This window comes from Congregibacter sp., assembly GCF_965662665.1.
Classification (GTDB): Bacteria; Pseudomonadota; Gammaproteobacteria; order Pseudomonadales; family Halieaceae; genus Congregibacter.
Window position 1 is genome coordinate 1 of record NZ_CBFIIF010000026.1, and the last position, 19,639, is coordinate 19,639.

The window sequence follows — 19,639 nt, forward strand, 5'->3', positions numbered from 1 at the left end:
CGGACCAAGGTCCGCGAAATAGTGGATCTGGGCTCAGCGGGTCTCGCCGTACTTTTTGATGATATGCCGGGTAACCTGGATAGTCTCGGTGCCAGACAGGCCGAAATTTGCTGTGACATCGCTCATTGGGTTGGCCGAGACGATTTTTCCTTGCGTGTGTGCCCAACCTATTACAGTGATGACCCTATTCTTGATGAACTCTTTGGTCCGCGTCCCGACAACTACCTAACGTCATTGTTTGACGACCTGGATGGGGCTTACGAACTCTTCTGGACCGGACCTGCTGTCTGTGCAACATCAATTAACGCCGAAGCGCTGAATGCTGTCAGTTTGCAATGTGACGGACAGGTGGCCATTTGGGACAACTATCCGGTGAATGATAGCCGTGCAAGGTCTCCTCATATTTATATGCAGGGGCTGCAGGGTCGAGCACCGGAGATTGGTCGGCTCATTGGTAGTCACTGGTGCAATGCTATGAACCAGCCAGCGTTATCGCTGCCGGCGCTGTCATCACTCCCTGCGCTGTATGAAAGGCAAGCTGCGGGCGTCGATGCAGTGTTACTCGAAGCGGGAGCCGACCAGGAGCTGATCCAGAGCTGCCTGCCTTTGGCAACACGCAGCCTCGATGAGCTCACCGCAGCCGAGGTCGATGCACTGAATTTGGCGGCATCCGGGAGTACTATGGCGGCTTTGGAATTGCGCGATTGGCTCAGTGGAGCTTATGAATTTGACCCCGAGTGCCTCACCTGCTGAAAGGTGTGTTGCTGCCAAGGGTCGCCTGTGGCAAAATCGCGCCCCTCGGAGGTACCCGGCGTAGCCCGGACCTCAGGTAAATATCTATAAATATCAATGTTTTGCAGGTCAAGTCAGGCTCCAAAAAGAGCCTTTAAAATACCTGGTCAGTCGTGCGGGAGTGGCGGAATTGGTAGACGCGCTGGTTTTAGGTACCAGTGTCTTATGGCGTGAGAGTTCGAGTCTCTCCTTCCGCACCAATTAGGGGTTAGTTCAAAGCCCTGCCAAAGAATGAGTTACAAGGGATCACCAGATTATGCAGGTTTCCATAGAAACAACGTCCAAGCTGGAGCGCCGGCTGACCGTTGGAGTACCGGCCGAAACTGTCGACTCGCAAGTCGATGAGCGTCTTCGTCAGGCTGTCAAAAACGTGCGTCTACCGGGGTTTAGACCCGGTAAAGTGCCATTGAAGGTGATGCGTCAGCGCTTTGGGCCCGGAGTTCGCCAGGAGGTGTTGGGCGAGGTAATGAGCCGCAGCTTTCAGGAGGCGGTAACTCAGGAGAAGCTAAAGCCTGCGGGGCAGCCGAGCATCGAGCCGCGGAACATGGAAGCGGGCAAAGACCTCGAATACATTGCTACCTTCGAAGTTTTCCCGGAAGTTGAAATCGTCGAGCTAGCGGATTACCCCGTTGAAAAGCCCGTCGCCGAAGTTACCGGCGATGACGTAGACAACATCATCGAGGTGTTTCGCAAGCAACGCGGAAGCTGGGAAGTCGCAGAGCGTGCTGCAGCGGACGGCGATCGCGTGAATATCGACTTCGAGGGCACTCGTGATGGTGAAGCCTTTGAAGGCGGCAGCGCCGAGGGCAGTGACCTGGAGCTTGGCTCCGGGCAGATGATCCCGGGTTTTGAAGATGGCATTGTTGGCATGAGTGCGGGCGACGAAAAAGTGCTGTCGCTGAGTTTTCCCGAGGATTACCACGCCGATGAACTCAAGGGCGCGGCTGTGGAGTTCAAAGTCACGGTCAACAAAGTTGAAGAAATGCAGCTGGCACCGCTGGATGCTGAGCTCTACGCGGCTTATGGCCTCGAGGGCGATGACGAGACAGAGTTTCGCGCTGAGGTAGAGCAAAATATGGCTCGCGAGCTTCGCAATGCGGTAGATGCGCGAGTGAAGAAGCAGGTTATGGATGCGGTAGTAGAAGCCTACTCGGACCTGGAAGTCCCCGCGGCGCTAATCTCCCAAGAGACTGATGCGCTCCGTAACCAGATGTTTCAGCAGTTCGGTGGCGCCGCTCCCGAAGGCATGGACCTTAAGTCCATTCTTCCGGACGACATGTTTGCCGACAACGCTTCGCGACGAGTAAAGTTGGGATTGGTTCTGGCGGAACTCATTGCGCACTATGAGCTCAAAGCTGATGAAGGGGCGCTTCGCGCTGCTGTGGAAGAGATAGCGTCGACCTATCAGGATCCGGAAGAGGTTGTTAACTGGTATTTTGGAAACCAGGAGCAGCTTGCAGCCGTAGAATCCAAAGTACTTGAGGACAAAGTGGTTGAGAGGTTGCTCGAGTCTGCTGCTATCAGCGATTCGGCATGCACTTATCAGGAAGCTATTGCCCTCGGACAACAGGCTAACCAATAGCCAACTTACGCTAAGATCTCCAGGCGCTAGAACCTTTGGGCGCTTGGGAGTCTGGGCGCTAGGTTCATCTTCCAGGAACACCAGGAGCAAACAGGTATGTCGAACATAATCGAAGGCGTAGCCCCCTCGGTGCAAGCACTGGGCCTTGTACCAATGGTGGTTGAGCAGACGTCGCGTGGCGAGCGCTCCTACGACATTTATTCGCGTCTTCTAAAAGAGCGAGTGGTTTTCGTGGTCGGGCAGGTCGAGGACCATATGGCGAACCTCATCGTGGCTCAGCTGCTGTTCCTCGAATCTGAGAATCCAGATAAGGATATACACCTCTACATTAACTCTCCGGGTGGTTCAGTGACGGCAGGCTTGTCTATCTACGACACGATGCAGTTCATCAAGCCGGATATCAGCACTATGTGTCTGGGGCAGGCTGCTTCCATGGGTGCGTTTCTTCTCGGTGGCGGCACAAAGGGCAAGCGTTATTGCCTGCCCAATGCACGAACCATGATTCACCAGCCCAGTGGCGGTGCTCAGGGTCAGGCAACGGATATCGACATCCAGGCGAAGGAAATCCTGATTATTCGCGAGCGCCTCAATCGCCTCATGGCCGAGCACACGGGGCAGCCTTTGGAGGTCATCGAGCGCGACACCGAGCGGGATCGTTTTATGGATGCCGAGCAAAGCAAAGAATATGGCCTGGTCGATGAAGTCGTTACGGCTCGAGACGCGGGCAGCGAAGAGTAATCCAGCATCGCTTTTGTATCGGTCTTATTAACCCTTCCACTTGCATTGGGGGACGAAAAACATCAACCTAAAACCGCTGGCAGTATCGTGGGAGGCGAAGTAAGCCAATGAACAAAGATTCATCCGGAACAGATGACGGCGGCAAGCTGCTGTATTGTTCTTTCTGCGGGAAAAGCCAGCATGAGGTGCGCAAGCTGATAGCGGGCCCCTCGGTGTTTATTTGCGATGAGTGTGTCGATCTTTGCAATGACATTATTCGCGAAGAAGTCCAGGAGAGCGCGGCGGAGGATGGCGAAGAAAAACTCCCCGTCCCGGTCGAAATCAACGCCATTCTCGATGAATACGTCATTGGCCAGCAGCGTGCCAAAAAGGTGCTTTCCGTAGCGGTGTATAACCACTATAAGCGGCTTCGTCACGGTGGCTCAAAGAGCGATGACGTAGAGCTTGGCAAAAGTAATATCCTCCTTGTGGGTCCTACAGGCTCCGGTAAAACCCTTCTCGCAGAAACCCTCGCGAGGCTTTTAGATGTGCCTTTCACGATTGCGGACGCGACCACGCTCACAGAAGCGGGGTATGTGGGTGAGGACGTCGAGAACATCATCCAGAAGCTGCTGCAGAAGTGTGACTACGATGTGGAAAAAGCGCAGGTTGGCATCGTGTACATCGACGAGATCGACAAGATTTCGCGCAAGTCGGACAACCCATCAATCACCCGGGACGTGTCGGGAGAGGGGGTTCAACAAGCGCTGCTCAAGCTGATCGAGGGCACTGTAGCCTCTGTGCCGCCCCAGGGTGGTCGCAAGCATCCCCAGCAAGAGTTTCTGCAAGTGGATACGTCCAGCATTTTGTTCATTTGCGGCGGCGCGTTTGCCGGGCTTGATAAGGTGATTCGTGACCGCTCAGAAAAAGGCGGTATCGGCTTTGGTGCAGAAGTGCACAGCAAAGACGGTAAGCGCAATGTGGGTGAGGTGCTGTTTGATCTCGAGCCCGAGGACTTGGTCCAGTACGGCCTGATCCCCGAATTTGTCGGTCGACTACCCGTTATTGCAACGCTCGAAGAGCTTGACGTGCCAGCTCTGGTACAGATTCTCACCGAGCCGCGTAATTCCCTCACCAAGCAGTACGGCAAGCTCTTCGATATGGAAGGTGTAGAAATCGACTTCCGCGAAGACGGTCTCCGTGCGGTGGCTGAGAAAGCCATGGAGCGTAAAACCGGCGCCCGGGGATTGCGCTCGATTCTCGAAGGCGTACTGCTGGATACAATGTACAGCATCCCGTCGCGGGAAGACGTGGCCAAGGTGGTTGTCGATGAATCTGTTATTCGCGGAGATTCTGAGCCGCTGCTGGTGTACCAGAATAACGAGCCTGTCCGAGCGGCTGTTCCCGAAGAGTAAGGTCTCCGACGGGCCCGGTGCCCGTCGGGTAGTTAAAGACAGGCATTCGACCTGAGTGACTTGTATTTAGCGCGTTAGGCCCCATTATCTTGAGGTCTGGCAATCGTTAGCTGATAGGCGGCCACACGCCATTTCTTGACCCGATTTCTGGTTTGACCTGGAGAAAACAATGGGCGAGCACCCAGTACTAGAACTTCCTCTTTTACCCCTTCGCGACGTCGTGGTTTATCCCCACATGGTGTTGCCGCTTTTCGTGGGTCGGGAGCGCTCCATAGAGGCTCTTGAGCACGCCATGGCGAATGACAAGCAGGTGCTTCTGGTTGCTCAGCGCAACGCCTCTGACGATGATCCCCGCGCGGACGACATCTATCAGGTAGGGACGGTCTCCAACATCCTCCAACTTCTCAAGCTACCCGACGGCACCATCAAGGTCCTGGTCGAGGGTGGATTTCGCGCTGCTGTTGATTTTGTTAACGATGATGGCGAGTTCACGGTAGCGGGTGTTCGAGAGATCGAAGCAGATGAGCCCGATGAGGACGAAGCAGAAGGGCTGTTGCGCACGACCGCGGCCAACTTTGAGAAGTACGTAACGCTGAGCAAGAAGGTACCTGCTGAGGTGCTCACCTCGCTAACCGGCATCGACGAGCCGGGACGGCTGGCTGACACGATCGCGGCGCACATGGGCGTTGAACTGGATCAAAAACAAAAGATCCTCGAGATTTCATCGGTTAAGGGGCGCCTTGAGTACCTCATGGGGCTCATGGAGGCTGAGATTGACGTTTTTCAGGTCGAGAAGCGTATCCGTGGCCGTGTCAAAAAGCAGATGGAAAAGAGTCAGCGCGAGTACTACCTGAACGAGCAAATGAAGGCGATTCAGAAAGAGCTCGGCGAAATGGATGAGGCGCCGAACGAGGCGGACGAACTCGAACAGCGAATTACCGACGCCAAAATGCCGGAGGAAGCCAAGGATAAAACCCTGGCTGAACTCGGCAAACTGAAAATGATGTCTCCTATGTCTGCAGAAGCATCTGTGCTGCGCAGCTACATTGACTGGATGGTAAGCGTGCCATGGTCAAAGCGCAGCAAGGTGAAGCATGATCTGAAGCGAGCCACGGACATTCTGGACGCGGATCACTACGGGCTTGAGGAAGTTAAAGAGCGAATCCTTGAGTATCTTGCGGTGCAGAAACGCGTGCGTAAGGTTAAGGGTCCTGTGCTCTGTCTCGTGGGTCCCCCGGGTGTTGGTAAAACCTCGCTTGGAGAATCTATCGCCAGAGCGACCAATCGCAAGTTTGTTCGTATGGCTTTAGGTGGGGTTCGTGACGAGGCCGAAATCCGCGGCCATCGACGGACCTACATCGGCTCCATGCCGGGTAAGTTGCTGCAAAAAATGTCTAAAGCAGGTGTACGTAACCCGCTGTTCCTCCTCGACGAGATAGATAAGATGGGTATGGATCACCGCGGTGACCCGGCTTCTGCGCTATTGGAAGTGCTCGATCCAGAGCAGAACCAGCAGTTCAATGACCACTATCTTGAAGTCGATTATGACCTGTCTGACGTGATGTTCGTGTGTACCTCAAACACCATGAATATTCCGGGTCCTTTGCTGGATCGAATGGAGGTTATTCGTCTTCCAGGTTACACCGAAGATGAAAAACTCAATATCGCACAGCGCTATCTCATTCCCAAGCAGATCAAGCGCAATGGCCTTAAAGAGGGCGAGTTAACGATAGAAGAAGACACCTTGATTGATGTCATTCGCTATTACTCCCGGGAAGCGGGTGTGCGCGCCCTGGAGCGTGAGATTGCCAAGATCTGTCGCAAGATGGTCAAGGCTATAACGCTCAAAGAGAGCGAGTACGGTTCGTCGGTAACGCCGGATATGCTGTCCACCTTGCTGGGCGTACGCAAGTTCAACTACGGCGTGGCCGAAGAGGAAAACAAGATCGGGCAAGTGACGGGGTTGGCCTGGACGTCTGTGGGTGGCGAGCTGTTGACTATTGAGACGGCGGCGGTTGCCGGAAAAGGGCGCTACGTAAAAACCGGATCTCTGGGTGATGTCATGCAGGAGTCCATTCAAGCGGCTAGCACTGTCGTTAGAAGCCGTTCGCAAATGCTCGGGATACCGGCGAGTTACCACGATAGCCACGACATGCATATTCACGTCCCTGAGGGTGCGACTCCCAAAGACGGCCCCAGCGCCGGTGTTGCCATGTGTACAGCGCTTGTATCAGTCTCCACGGAGATTCCCGTACGTGCGGATGTCGCCATGACCGGAGAAATCACTCTTCGCGGCGAGGTGTTACCTATCGGGGGGCTTAAAGAGAAGCTTTTGGCGGCACGTCGGGGTGGTATAAAAACGGTCATCATCCCCAAGGAGAACGAGCGTGATTTGCAGGAAGTACCCGACAACATCAAGGCGGATCTTGAGATTGTTGCGGTTAAATGGATTGATGAAGTGCTCGCGATCGCGTTAGAGAGTCCGCCGGTGCCTCTCAGCGATGAGGACTACCTCGCCGGCACAGAGCAATCTCAAGGTGATCAGGGTCGCGATGGCGATGAAAATCGTATAAACACGCATTAAAACGTTGAATTAACCCGCCCGTAGTTGACCCATCTGAGTAGGCTGTTATACAGTCTCGCAGCTGTGAGACGCTTCGCTGCGGGCTCGGAATCATTGAGTAGCAGCCTCTATTGTAAGTAGCGTGTAAGTAACGTTTTACTGAAATTACTGTACATCGCCCGGTCCAGTTTTCGTTTGTGCGATGTGCGATGTGTCTTCTGGCCTTTTAGTCGGGAGAAGCTCGCAATCCACTAAACCGGGCGAGACTTAGTAAGGGATATGCGCAAGAGCGCAAGTCAAATTAAAAATATCAGATAAATTATTCGTCGCGAATTTTGCGATCCGAACCTCAAAGGGGACCTTAGTGAACAAATCAGACCTTATCGACGCAATCGCGTCAGCTGCCGATATCAACAAATCCGATGCCGGCCGTGCACTCGATGCTGTCGTCGATAGCATTACAGACACATTAAAGCGTGGCGACCAGGTTTCACTCGTTGGTTTTGGCACATTCTCTGTTAAGCATCGCGCCGCTCGCGATGGTCGCAATCCTCAAACAGGTGAGACCATCAAAATCAAAGCGTCGAACGTACCGGGATTCAAAGCTGGTAAAGCGCTGAAGGATGCAGTTAACACGTAAGCTCAACAGGCAATATCTGTTGTAGTGGTTACCTCGATTGCGCATCTAGCGGATGCGTAATCTGTAACTTCAAGCTTAGAAAAGTTGATACAAGGCGCACCTCGAGTGCGCCTTGTGCGTACGTAAAGGTAGTAAATCAATGTTGCAGGATATCCGGGCGAATGCTCAGGGAACAGTCGCCAAAGTCATCATCGGGCTGATTGTCATATCGTTTTCGATCTTTGGAATCGAGTCGCTGCTCTTTAGCGGCGGTTCCAATGGAGTTGCAGAGGTGAATGGTGAAGAGATATCGCCTTTCGACCTGCAACAAGAAGTATCCGTGCGACAGCGGCAACTACTGAGTATGCTGGGTGACGACGCGGATCCGGCCCTGCTTGATCAGGCTCAGCTCAGCCAGCAGGCTCTCGAGACTCTGATTCAGCGCGAAATTATCAAGCAAGCCGCGGATGATATGGGGCTCACTACCTCGGATCAGGCCCTGGCAGACATTATCGGGTCTATGCAGCAGTTTCAGATTGACGGCCAGTTTTCGCCGGATATGTTTCAAAGCGCTCTCGCCAGTGCTGGTTTTACTCCAGCATTGTTCCGGGAACGACTTGCCGACGATATTGAAATCGGACAACTGCGAGCGGGAATCGCCGGTAGTGACTTCGGCACCCAGACCGAACTGGAGCTCGCTTCTTCCATCGCATTGGAGGGTCGGGACGTCCGATACATAAGCTTGCCGCTTATTGATTTTATCGCCAGCGTAGAAGTGAGTGATGCTGACATTGAAGCGTACTATGCGGAGAACCCCGAACGCTTTATGAGTGAAGATAGCGTCGTTCTTGAGTATCTTGAGCTAGGCTTGGACAGCTATCGTAATGACGTCGACGAAGCGCGATTGCGTGAAGAGTTTGAGCTTGTACGTGATGAGTTTGAGCTAGCCACCGAGGCGCGTGTGTCCCATATTCTCGTCGAAGGCTCAGATGACGAGCGCGCAGATGCCATTGCTGCGGTGCAAGCGGCGCTGAGTTCGGGTACGAGTTTTGCCGATGCTGCCGCAGAGTTCTCTGATGATATCGGGTCAGCGCAATACGAGGGAGACCTTGGCTACACAGCGGGTGATACCTTCCCAGAAGAGATGGAAGAAGCTATCGCTGCCCTGGCGGTTGGCGAGCAGTCTGGACCGGTAGAGACAGACGCGGGCACGCATATCTTGTTAGTTACGGACCGACGAGATGGAAGTAGCGTCACTTTTGAGGAAGTGGCAGGGGAGTTAGAGGAACGCATTCAGAGGCGTGATGCGGCAGCCGACCTTCTTAGGGATGTCGAGCGTCTCCGTGACATTGCATTTAACGCCCCGGACCTTGAGGACCCAGCGGAGACGCTTGAGCTGAGTGTTCAGATCTCCGAGCCTGTGAGCCGCAACCAGCGAGAAGGACTGTTCAGTCGCCCGGCGTTGATTCAAGCGGCATTCTCCGAAGACGTTCTTGAGGCTGGGCATAACAGCGAAGTGATTGAACTAAGCCCCGAACAGTTTGTACTACTGCGTGTTGCCGAGAGGCAGCCATCAGCTCAAATGCCACTAGCGGAGGTTCGCTCCACGATCCAGGAAGAGTTGCGTGAGCAATTCGCAAAGGATGCTGCAGCTTTGCAAGCGGTTGATCTGCTGGCGTCTCTTGAGGAAGGAGTCACCGTCGAAGAGGCCGCAAACGCAGCGGGCTTTGAGTGGCAGGTAGAGCTCAGTGCACGGCGAAACAGTACAACGCTTCCGCCTGTAGTCCGCGAGCGGCTATTTTCTATGCCAGCGCCTGAAGCCGATAGTGCTACGCGGGAGATTGTCTCTGAGGATCCCGATGCAACCTACCTGGTCGAGTTAGCTCGAATCAGTGCCGGGGACCCTGCGAACCTGCCAGCGCCAGAGCGAGATCAGCTTCGTATAAGAATCGCGGGGGAGACCGGCGGCACGCTACAGCAACAGTATGAGTTAAGCCTTCGGGAGAGTGCTGACGTCGTGGTTTACTAGAGGCAAGCCCTTTGGCCGAAACGCTTCAAAATCTGCTCAATAGCATAGTTTCGGCGACCGCCGGTCTGCCAGAACCCGAAGTCCTCGCGCGCTGGTCACCGGCGCTGAGTGGCGACATCGATATTTGTATTCGCGCCGATGGCAGCTGGACTCATGAAGGCTCGCCCATTAACCGCGAGGGCATTGTCCGCGTTTTTGCTTCGCTACTACGTCGAGAAAATGACGGCGATTACTATCTGGTCACCCCTGCCGAGAAGTGGCGGATCCGGGTAGAGAGACACGCTTTGGTGGGAATCGATTGCGAGTGCGTTGAGGATAGCTGGCAACTGTTGCTAAACACGGGTGGGCGCTGCAGCATAGGGGGCGATCAGCGTCTTCACGTGGCGGGCGACGCTGGAGAGCCCTTTGTTGAACTCCCCAATGGTCTTAGTGCTCAGATCACCAGAGCAGCCTGGTACCGTCTTATGGATGCTGCCGTGATCACGGACGACCGCGCCTACATCCTTAGCGCCGGCGAAGAGATATTCCTGGGCAGCACACACTAAGCTTACGGAGCGTCCTGTTACATATTCGGGTAGTTCGGCCCGCCAAAGCCCTCAGGCGTCACCCAGGTGATATTTTGCGCCGGATCTTTGATGTCACAGGTCTTACAGTGGACGCAGTTCTGCGCATTGATCTGAAAACGTTTACCTTGTTCGTCCTCTACGATCTCATACACGCCCGCAGGGCAGTAACGCTGGGCCGGCTCATCAAAGAGCGGTAGGTTCGACTCAATGGGGACGCTGGCGTTGGCGAGGGTCAGGTGACAGGGCTGATCCTCTTCATGGTTGGTGTTTGACAAAAACACCGACGATAGACGGTCAAAACTAATCACGTTGTCCGGCTTGGGATAATCGATTTTCCGGGAGTCGGCAGCGGATTTCAGGACGGCATAGTCGGGCTTACTGTCATGCAGGGTGAACGGTACCTTGCCACCGAAAATGTTCTGATCAATCCACACCATGGCAGCACCAAGCATAAAGCCGAACTTATGCATGTATCCTGAAAAGTTTCGCGTGCTGTAAAGCTCTTTGTACAGCCATGAATCGCGCATTTTGCTTTCAAAACTATCGAGCTGCGCAGGGGGCGCGCCGCTCATCAAGGCTTCGACTACAGCTTCTGCGGCGATAAGTCCGCTCTTCATGGCCGTGTGGTTGCCTTTGATCTTTATCGCGTTAAGAGTTCCCGCGTCACATCCAATGAGGAGTCCGCCGGGAAACTGCATTTGCGGTAATGAATTGATGCCGCCCTTGGCGATGGCGCGCGCCCCGTAGCTCAGCCTGGAACCGCCCTCGAGATACTTCAAGGTCTCGGGGTGATGCTTCCAGCGTTGGAATTCCTCGTAGGGAGATACATGAGGATTGCTGTAGTTGAGATCGGTAATAAGGCCGACATAAACCTGATTGTCATCGGCATGATAGAGGAACGCCCCTCCGCTGGAACCACTTTCTTTGAGTGGCCATCCCAGTCCATGGACCACTAGTCCGGGCTGGTGTTTTTCTGCGGGAATCTCCCAGATCTCTTTGATACCAATGCCGTAGTGCTGCGGATCTTTACCTTCATCGAGGCCAAATTTACTGATGATCTGCTTCCCGAGGTGTCCTCGACAGCCTTCCGCAAAGAGCGTGTAACGCGCATGCAGCTCCATACCCCGCATGTAACTGTCTTTGTGTTCGCCCTCGGCGCTGATACCCATGTCGCCGGTGGCTATACCCTTAACGCTTCCATCGTCGCCATAGAGCACCTCTGAAGCCGCAAAGCCGGGATAAACCTCGACTCCCAGACTCTCCGCCTGCTCAGCCAGCCATCGGCATACATTGCCCATGGATACAATGTAGTTGCCTTCATTATGGGTGGGCTTGGGAATTGCGAAATTTGGCAGTTTGGTGGCGGATTTCTCCCCCATATAAAAGTAAAACTGGTCCTGAGTCACTTTGGTCTTAAGAGGCGCTCCCATCTCCTCCCAGTTAGGAAACAATTCCTCAAGTGCTTTAGGCTCCAGCACCGCGCCGGACAGGACGTGCGCCCCAACCTCGGAGCCTTTTTCCACAACACATACCGTTAGTTCGCGATCCTGTTCCTGGGCCAGCTGCATGATTCGGCAGGCCGCCGATAGTCCTGAAGGACCTGCTCCGACAATAACAACATCGAACTCCATGGCTTCGCGTTCCACTGGGTAACCTCTCTTGATTTCCTGTAGCGCCCCGAAGCGGGTGCCATCGTTGGTAAACGCCCATTATAAAGTTTTGGGGCCCTTCAAGGCCACTGGCTTGTGCGGCACATAAGCAGTCGCGAATCGCTTTCAGCAAAGCCTGCACCCACGCTGTCAAGCAGCTCGTTGCACTATCGAGTAGGATCATCGTTCGGCGCGCAGCCTGCGTCCGTCTTGATCAGGCCCACTATTCTGTCTTTTAGCGGCTTGTGAGGAAGCTTTTAATGCAAATTCCGCTACCATTGCGCCAGCCAGCATTGCCATGGGCGGCTATTGACCTCGGAAGGCAATATCGGCACCATTTGCCCCCGCTTTTCCAAGGGGTCGCGGTTCTGCAGCCTCTTAAAGTCACTAACCCACGATTAACCCATTATGGGAGACAGTATGAAGGTTCTCGTCGCAGTCAAGCGTGTCGTCGACTACAACGTCAAGGTACGCGCCAAGGCCGACGGTTCAGATGTTGATCTGAACAACGTCAAGATGTCCATTAACCCTTTCTGCGAAATCGCAGTAGAAGAGGCTGTCCGGCTTAAAGAAGCAGGCACCGCCACCGAAGTTATAGCTGTCTCTGTAGGTGAGAAGAGCTGCCAGGAGCAGATTCGAACTGCTCTTGCACTGGGTGCTGATCGCGGCATTCAGGTAGAAGTCGAAGGCAGCCCTGAGCCTTTGGTGATCGCCAAACTCCTCAAGGGCATCGTGGAGAAAGAGTCTCCCGATCTGGTGATTCTCGGCAAGCAGTCTATTGATGGCGACAACAACCAAACCGGTCAGATGCTTGGCGCGCTAGCGGGTATGCCCCAGGGTACTTTCGCCTCCGAGGTTAAGGTTGAAGATGGCAAGCTTGCGGTAACGCGGGAAGTGGACGGGGGAATGCAAACCCTGAGCTTAAACCTACCGGCTATCGTAACCACAGACCTTCGTTTGAATGAGCCGCGCTATGCGTCGCTTCCTAACATCATGAAGGCTAAGAAAAAGCAGCTGGACGTGCTGACGCCTGCAGAGCTTGGCGTTGAAGTTACCAGCCATCTCAGCCTCGTCAAAGTAGAACCGCCACCCGAGCGCGCTGCCGGCATCAAAGTTGAATCGGTTGAGCAGTTGGTCGACAAATTGAAAAACGAATCGAAGGTGATCTGATGAGTACTCTTGTTGTAGCAGAACATGACAACAGCAACCTTAACGTAGCCACGCTCAATGCCGTAGCTGCCGCACAGGCTCTGGGTTCAGATATTGATATTCTTGTAGCCGGTGGAGACTGCGGCGGAGCCGCATCTGCAGCTCAGGCTGTTCCAGGCGTTGGCAAAGTACTGTGTGCAGACAATGCGGCCTACGCCACTCAGCTAGCCGAGAATCTAAGCCTCTTGATCGCCGATGTGGGCGCGGCTTACGACAATGTGGTTGCAGCCTCTACCAGCAATGGCAAAAACATCATGCCACGCGTAGCAGCCTTGCTGGATGTAGCGCAGATCAGCGACATTATAAGCGTAGAGTCTCCGGACACCTTTAAGCGACCTATCTATGCGGGCAACGTCATTGCGACGGTGCAGAGCTCAGACGCCAAAAAGGTGATCACTGTGCGTACGACAGCATTCGATGCCGCGGCTGCCGAAGGTGGCAGTGCAGAGCTTGTAGCAGTCGACGCTGCGCATGATGCCGGCATTTCCAGCTTTGTAAGTCAGGAGATAGCCGAGTCCGATCGACCAGAGCTCACCGCTGCTTCGGTGGTGATATCGGGTGGCCGTGGCATGCAAAACGGCGATAACTTCAAGCTTCTGGACGGCATCGCAGACAAGCTCGGTGCGGCTATCGGCGCGTCTCGCGCTGCGGTAGATGCGGGTTTCGTTCCTAACGACATGCAAGTGGGTCAGACGGGCAAGATCGTTGCACCCGATTTGTACATTGCGGTAGGAATCTCCGGCGCTATTCAGCACCTTGCGGGAATGAAAGACTCAAAGGTAATTGTGGCTATCAATAAAGACGAGGATGCACCGATTTTTCAGGTGGCAGACTACGGCTTGGTCGCAGATCTCTTTGAAGCGCTACCCGAGCTTGAGGCCCAGTTGTAAGAGCTATCGAGTCTCAGAGTAGTTTAGAAGCCGGCGCAAGCCGGCTTTTTTGTGCCTCACTATCGCCGTAGCGGCTGAGGTTTCTACCTTAAACTTCTCGCATAACCATCAACATCGAGCGATCTAAAAGCCCTGCTAGTCGCGACGTAAGCGATCACTGATGGCGATGGGGCTGGGGTAGTTGAGTACCACGATGTAAGAGGACGCCAGCAGCGTGATAATGGTGGTTGCCTGTATTGTGAGGGAGGCTTCCAAACCGAGCAGCCCCGCATCAAACGCGATGTAAGCGATGAGCAGGGAGAATTCACTGGCCTGCCCAAGACGAAACCCCAAGTCCCAGGCAAGACTCCTACGCTCACTCATGCCTTTTAACAGCAGGCGATAGGTAACGGGCTTCATGGCCAAGACTAACAGTGCCAGGCAGAGGGCCGGTAGCCATACCTGCTCCAGCATGGCGAGATCAAAGCGCGCGCCCACCGCAAAGAAAAACAGTATGAGGAAAAAGTCTCGCAGAGGCTTTAGGTTAACGGCGATGTATTGCGATATGGGACTGGCCGCAATACTGACACCCGCGACAAAGGCGCCAATTTCTGCGGACAAGCCCAGGAGCTGAGCCGACTCCGCCATACCCAGGCACCAGCCGATGGCGAGCAGAAAGATATACTCATGGAACCGGTCAAAGCGCTGGATCAAGCGTAGAAGCACGTAACGCACAAAAGCCCAGGCAGCAGCACCAAGCAACGGCAAGGCAATGAGAACCTTAGCGATATGCCATGCGGCTTCGCCTTCTTCAGCGCTCCCGCTGGCCATGATGAGGACCAAAACGATAATCGCCAGAAGGTCCTGCAGCAGCAGCAGGCCAACCATCATTTCGCCGATATGCTTGTGATGCAAAATCGTCGTCGGGAGGAGCTTGATGCCAATAATGGTTGACGAAAACATCATAGCCACAGCGACGATAACCGTCTCGCCCAGGTCTTCGAAGAACAACATAGCGAGGAGCCAGGAGGCCAAAAAGAAAATCGCGGAACTGGCTAGCCCCACCACGGTAGATTTACGTATCGTCGAGAAGAGCGCCTGGGGCTGCATATCCAGCCCGAGAAGAAACAGTAGAAAGATAATGCCAATGTGTCCGATATCTGACAGCTGCTGCAAATCCGTCACAAGACTGAATCCGGAGGGACCGATTAGTGCCCCCAGCGCAATGTAGGCAATGATCAGGGGTTGACGGGTGTAGAGAGCGACCGACGCCAGGGCCGCAGCGCCACTGAATATGAGAAAAAAAGCAAAGGTGACGGAGCTAGGGTCCATGGCAGCTCATCTGAAGAACGTGTCAGGATTGTAGCAGGCACTTCTCGCTCACCAAGAAGCGCAGGGCAGATCAGGCCCTATGTTTGCGGCGAAACAGCGGCTCTGTCTCACGGGCGTCGGGCTGGTAGGCCTCCGAAAAACCGGGAAGGGCATCTGCACTTTCTGCAGTCTCATCACTTTCAAGGGCATCAAAGCCACAGCGCTTAAGAAACACCCATTGATCAGCCAGCACGGCACCGCCGGCAATGAGCTGCCCTGTGTAGCCCATCTGCCTTAACTTCCCGGCGTGACTAAAACCCCGGCCGTCCATGAAACCAGCGAAATGGATGCTTATTTGCTGCACCTTGAGTAGTGCTGGGTAGTGGTCCCTAAGATCATCTTCCCCAGCCAGGGTAACCGCGGCCTGCTCAGGCTTGCCCGCATCGATCCACTCCTGCAGTAAGTAGTGCGATAGTTTGGCGGGGTTGGTCACCTCACGAGCGCTCAGCAATTTCTCAAGACTTCCCATACACGGCCTCTTTGAAGGGTTCAATTCCGCAGCGCTCATATACCTGCAGAAAGTATTCCTGATCTGAATCCCGAAGTTCTAAATAACGCTGCAACAGCTTATCGATGACATCCGGGAGGTCGGCGCGACTGAACGACGGGCCAAGTATTTTGGCGACTTTTGCGGACCCTGCCTGTGAGCCTCCGATGCACACCTGATAAAACTCCTGACCTTTTTTATCGACGCCCAGGATGCCGATATGGCCCACGTGATGGTGACCGCAGGCGTTCATGCAGCCGCTGATGTTGAGTTCGATTGGGCCCAGATCGTACTGATAATCCAGGTTCTCAAAGCGTTCCTGAAGCGCCTGTGCCACGGGCAGAGACTTGGCATTGGCCAGAGAGCAAAAGTCACCGCCGGGGCAGCAGATCATGTCCGTTATGTGACCGGCATTGGACGCGGCCAATCCAAGGGGTTGAAGTGCCAGCCAGAGACTCATGAGTTCGCTTTCACGTACGTCTGCTAAAACGATGTTCTGCTCATGCGTTGTGCGAAGTTCTCCGAAGGAAAATTGATCCGCAAGCGCTGCCAAGGCATCCATCTGCGTGGCACTGATGTCGCCGGGCGCTTGCCCTGTGGCTTTCAAGGTTACGGTGACAGCTCGGTATCCTGGTTGTTTGTGCGCCTGCGTATTGCGCTTTACCCAGGCTGCGAACAGCGAATCCCGGGCGCAAGCCTGCTCCAGAAAGCTTCTCTCCTCCGACGCATCTGCCGCGGAGTAGTCGGGCGCGGTAAAGTGTGCGGCAACCGCTGCCAGCGACTCAGGAGTCAGCGTATTGGGGCCACCACGATTGCTCTCCCATTCAGCGTCTACAGCCTCGCTAAAGGTCCGAACGCCCATGGCTTTAACCAGGATCTTTATGCGAGCCTTGTATTTGTTATCTCGACGTCCGTGAAGGTTATAGACCCTCAGAATCGCCTCGAGATAGCTCAGTAAGTGCTCCGTATCAAGATCGTCGCGAATCAATACGCCGACCACTGGCGTTCTTCCTAGCCCGCCCCCAACGAGAAACTTAAGTCGCACGAGGCCCGCGGGATTTCGGTAAAGCTCAATGCCGACATCGTGAAAGTGAATCGCTGCGCGGTCTTCCTCGGCGCCGTTAACTGCGATTTTAAATTTACGAGGTAAGAACGCGAATTCCGGATGCAGGGTGGACCATTGGCGAATGATCTCGCAGTAAGGACGAGGGTCTACAACTTCATCCGCGGCAACACCCGCAAACTGATCCGTTGTCGTATTACGGATGCAGTTTCCACTTGTTTGGATGGCGTGCATTTGCACCGCGGCTAAATCGGCGAGGATTTCAGGCACGTCTGCGATTTGCGGCCAGTTGAGCTGAATATTTTGTCGCGTACTGATATGGCCGTAGCCTTTGTCATAGCGACGGCTGATGTCTGCAATCGCTCGCAACTGCGTACTGCTGATGAGGCCGTAAGGCACCGCAATGCGAAGCATAGGCGCCAGGCGCTGCACATACAGTCCATTTTGAAGACGCAGGGGCAAAAACTCGGCCTCGCCAAGATCACCACGAAGATAGCGTTCGGTCTGCTCGCGAAACTGCGCGACACGCTCTTCAACGATAGTTTGGTCAATGTTGTCGTACTGATACATAAAAATTACGCGTGTCTGGGAGGGCGCACTTTAGCAAAGCTGCCGATACTCATTTATCTTTGTTTTTCATAAGCTTGGATTGTTTAGTTATGGTCCTTCGGCGCATTTTCTTGACAGTTGCGGGCGATAGGCCAGAATCCGCGATTCCAGAAGAGACGATGGCAGATTATGAAGCAACGCTTGGACACAATTTTACAAAACGGGGTCAACCAGGGCGCTGCACCCGGGGTCACAGCCATAGTCGTAAACCGTGAAGGGATTGTTTACGAAGGCGGCTTTGGAGAGCGAGAGCTCGGGAAAGGCACGGCAATGACCGTTGATACTGTGGGAAAGATTTTCTCCATGACTAAGGCCCTGACGGCAGCGGCGGCGATGCAGTTGGTAGAAAAGGGGCTGCTGGAGCTGGATGCCCCTGCCGGCATTGTGTGCCCGAAGATAGGAGAAGCCCGCGTACTTGATGGTTTTGATGACAACGGCGAGCCTGTGACGCGAGCGCCTGCCACGGCAGTTACCTTGCGCCAGTTGCTGACGCACACCTCGGGCTACAGTTACCACATGTGGGATGAAGCCTGCACTCGCTGGCTCGAGAAAACGGGCTCTCCCAGTATCGCAAGCCAGTTAAAGGCCGCCTTACTGCAGCCCTTGATGTTCGATCCGGGTACGCAGTGGCGCTACGGCATTGGCATTGACTGGGCGGGCCAGATGGTGGAGGCGGCCTCTGGTCAGTCCCTTGGCAGCTATTTTGATACCCACTTAACAGGCCCTCTGGGCATGTCCGATACCCATTTTGACTACACGGATTCGATGTTTGCGCGAGCCGCAAGCCTGCATATTCGCTCACCCGACGGCTCTCTTACGCCTACACCACTGGAACAGAAAGATCAGCGGGAATTTGATGAAGGCGGCGGAGGACTAAAAGGCACGATGAGGGACTACGGTAAGTTCATACGTATGATTTTGAATGACGGTGAGTTGAGCGGCACACGAGTACTTGAATCAGACACGGTGGCAGAGATGTGCAGCAATCAAATCGGCGGACTGCGAGTTAAGCCGATGCGCTCCTGTGCTCCGGCAATCACTAACGATGGCGAGTTTTTTCCGGGAGAGCCCAAGTCCTGGGGCTTAAGTTTCCAGATTAACGAGACGCCAGGTTTTACCGGCAGGCCTGTAGGGACCCTCATGTGGGCAGGATTGGCCAACAGTTACTATTGGATTGATCGCCAGAATGGGATCGGCGGCGCGTACCTCAGTCAAATTTTGCCTTTTGCGGACAAGGCGTCATCGGAACTCTTCTTTGAAATGGAAAGCGCTGTCTATGAAACGCTTTGAGCCGCAATTCAACGTGAGTGCTTTTGGTTAGGGCTTAGGGCTTAGAGCTTAGGGCTTAGGGCTTAGGGCTTTGGTCTTTAGGCTTCAGCTCATGCTTTGGGAATAGTGAACAGTAAACAGAGCTTGGGGCAGACGGGCCTAAATGCTAGAATACTTGCGCTTCTGGGTGGCCGCGCTGCCATCGGGTTACAAAGCTACAGCCACTACACTTAGCTCCGATATTTAGCTCCGATGCTGTAGTTAGTAATTTTTAGTTAACAAGCTTACTTAGCAAGCTTTTTATCGAACATTTCCAAAAAACGAGGATACTTCAGCATGGCGGCAAGCGGATCTCAAAAACCAGACAGCACGGCTGACGCGGTCGCGACCGTTGTGATCATGACCGTTGTAGTGGCCACAGTGTCTTTTTGGCTGGCAGGAATGCCTAGCTAGTCAGTTAATAGACACTCCCTACGCCCGAGCACAGTTGCTCATCCGAGGCAGCTGTTATCTAGCGGCTGCTTAGCACCATACTCACCACCGTGTAGACGGCGCCAATAAACAGCGCCGTAAATACTAAACCCGCAAATATGAACGTGCCTGCGCGGCCCTGTTTGAAGTCGCGCTCGCGGTTTTTACTGCTCTGAACACCCAAGCCCGCCGCAAAGACACTACTGATTACCTGTAGCGGATTCAGCGCGTCCTTTGACTGCTGTTGTTCCTTGGAACCTTCCACGCCACTGACGTCATTTCGCCGCTCTATGCAATCTTCATCCAGAGATTTGTCTGCGGTATCAACATCCATTGTCATAGCATTCCCCTACGGCTGG

General features: G+C 54.2%; 16 protein-coding genes and 1 tRNA gene. 12 read left to right on the top strand and 5 right to left on the bottom strand.

What is annotated here, in order from left to right:
• The 9 genes from ACTG39_RS10700 to ACTG39_RS10740 form a co-directional block, all read left to right on the top strand.
• The coding region (locus tag ACTG39_RS10700) for a beta-N-acetylglucosaminidase domain-containing protein (protein ID WP_439107551.1) at positions 1-753 on the top strand (753 nt) is incomplete at its 5' end.
• A gap of 154 nt (positions 754-907) precedes the next feature.
• Positions 908-992 (top strand) — tRNA-Leu (locus ACTG39_RS10705).
• Positions 993-1,048: 56 nt separating this feature from the next.
• Positions 1,049-2,374 carry a trigger factor gene (gene tig / locus ACTG39_RS10710; protein WP_439107552.1) on the top strand — a complete coding sequence of 442 codons (1,326 nt, stop codon included), beginning with the start codon at positions 1,049-1,051 and terminating at the stop codon, positions 2,372-2,374.
• A gap of 96 nt (positions 2,375-2,470) precedes the next feature.
• Positions 2,471-3,112: an ATP-dependent Clp endopeptidase proteolytic subunit ClpP gene (clpP, locus tag ACTG39_RS10715; RefSeq protein WP_439107553.1), complete on the top strand. Its 642-nt coding sequence runs from the start codon at positions 2,471-2,473 to the stop codon at positions 3,110-3,112.
• A 107-nt stretch (positions 3,113-3,219) separates the two neighbouring features.
• On the top strand, positions 3,220-4,506 hold the full coding sequence (gene clpX / locus ACTG39_RS10720) for an ATP-dependent Clp protease ATP-binding subunit ClpX (protein ID WP_439107554.1): 1,287 nt from the start codon (positions 3,220-3,222) through the stop codon (positions 4,504-4,506).
• 169 nt (positions 4,507-4,675) lie between these two features.
• Positions 4,676-7,090 (top strand): endopeptidase La, encoded by a 2,415-nt coding sequence (gene lon, locus ACTG39_RS10725; protein WP_439107555.1) that lies wholly within the window; start codon positions 4,676-4,678, stop codon positions 7,088-7,090.
• Between the two features lie 319 nt (positions 7,091-7,409).
• Entirely contained in the window at positions 7,410-7,709 is a 300-nt protein-coding gene (locus ACTG39_RS10730; RefSeq protein ID WP_439107579.1) for an HU family DNA-binding protein, read from the top strand.
• Positions 7,710-7,848: 139 nt separating this feature from the next.
• Positions 7,849-9,717 (top strand): SurA N-terminal domain-containing protein, encoded by a 1,869-nt coding sequence (locus ACTG39_RS10735; protein WP_439107556.1) that lies wholly within the window; start codon positions 7,849-7,851, stop codon positions 9,715-9,717.
• A gap of 11 nt (positions 9,718-9,728) precedes the next feature.
• Positions 9,729-10,262, top strand: coding sequence for a DUF1285 domain-containing protein (locus ACTG39_RS10740; protein ID WP_439107557.1), 534 nt, complete (start codon positions 9,729-9,731; stop codon positions 10,260-10,262).
• Between the two features lie 17 nt (positions 10,263-10,279).
• On the opposite strand, the gene ACTG39_RS10745 is transcribed toward ACTG39_RS10740, so the two are convergent.
• Complete coding sequence (locus ACTG39_RS10745; protein WP_439107558.1) at positions 10,280-11,929, bottom strand: electron transfer flavoprotein-ubiquinone oxidoreductase; 1,650 nt, start codon at positions 11,927-11,929, stop codon at positions 10,280-10,282.
• 423 nt (positions 11,930-12,352) lie between these two features.
• On the opposite strand from ACTG39_RS10745, the gene ACTG39_RS10750 reads away from it, so the two are divergent.
• Together ACTG39_RS10750 and ACTG39_RS10755 are read left to right on the top strand one after the other, a co-directional pair.
• On the top strand, positions 12,353-13,102 hold the full coding sequence (locus ACTG39_RS10750; RefSeq protein ID WP_439107559.1) for an electron transfer flavoprotein subunit beta/FixA family protein: 750 nt from the start codon (positions 12,353-12,355) through the stop codon (positions 13,100-13,102).
• Positions 13,102-14,031: an electron transfer flavoprotein subunit alpha/FixB family protein gene (locus tag ACTG39_RS10755; protein WP_439107560.1), complete on the top strand. Its 930-nt coding sequence runs from the start codon at positions 13,102-13,104 to the stop codon at positions 14,029-14,031. Before ACTG39_RS10750 ends, ACTG39_RS10755 begins: the two co-directional genes overlap by 1 nt.
• Before the next feature lie 135 nt (positions 14,032-14,166).
• Here ACTG39_RS10755 and ACTG39_RS10760 read toward each other — a convergent pair whose 3' ends face one another.
• The 3 genes from ACTG39_RS10760 to ACTG39_RS10770 form a co-directional block, all read right to left on the bottom strand.
• On the bottom strand, positions 14,167-15,342 hold the full coding sequence (locus ACTG39_RS10760; protein WP_439107561.1) for a cation:proton antiporter domain-containing protein: 1,176 nt from the start codon (positions 15,340-15,342) through the stop codon (positions 14,167-14,169).
• A 70-nt stretch (positions 15,343-15,412) separates the two neighbouring features.
• The gene (locus ACTG39_RS10765) at positions 15,413-15,850 is read right to left on the bottom strand and encodes a DUF934 domain-containing protein (RefSeq protein WP_439107562.1); all 438 of its coding nucleotides are present in this window, start codon (positions 15,848-15,850) and stop codon (positions 15,413-15,415) included.
• Positions 15,837-17,501, bottom strand: coding sequence for a nitrite/sulfite reductase (locus tag ACTG39_RS10770; RefSeq protein ID WP_439107563.1), 1,665 nt, complete (start codon positions 17,499-17,501; stop codon positions 15,837-15,839). The genes ACTG39_RS10765 and ACTG39_RS10770 overlap by 14 nt, the downstream gene beginning before the upstream one ends.
• Positions 17,502-17,669: 168 nt before the next feature.
• Between ACTG39_RS10770 and ACTG39_RS10775 the strand changes: the two genes are divergently transcribed.
• A complete protein-coding gene (locus ACTG39_RS10775; protein ID WP_439107564.1) occupies positions 17,670-18,830 on the top strand; it encodes a serine hydrolase domain-containing protein in 1,161 nt (386 codons plus the stop codon).
• A 490-nt stretch (positions 18,831-19,320) separates the two neighbouring features.
• Here the strand turns inward: ACTG39_RS10775 and ACTG39_RS10780 are convergent, their stop codons facing one another.
• A complete protein-coding gene (locus ACTG39_RS10780) occupies positions 19,321-19,620 on the bottom strand; it encodes a DUF2970 domain-containing protein (RefSeq protein ID WP_439107565.1) in 300 nt (99 codons plus the stop codon).
• Between the last annotated feature and the right edge of the window lie 19 nt (positions 19,621-19,639).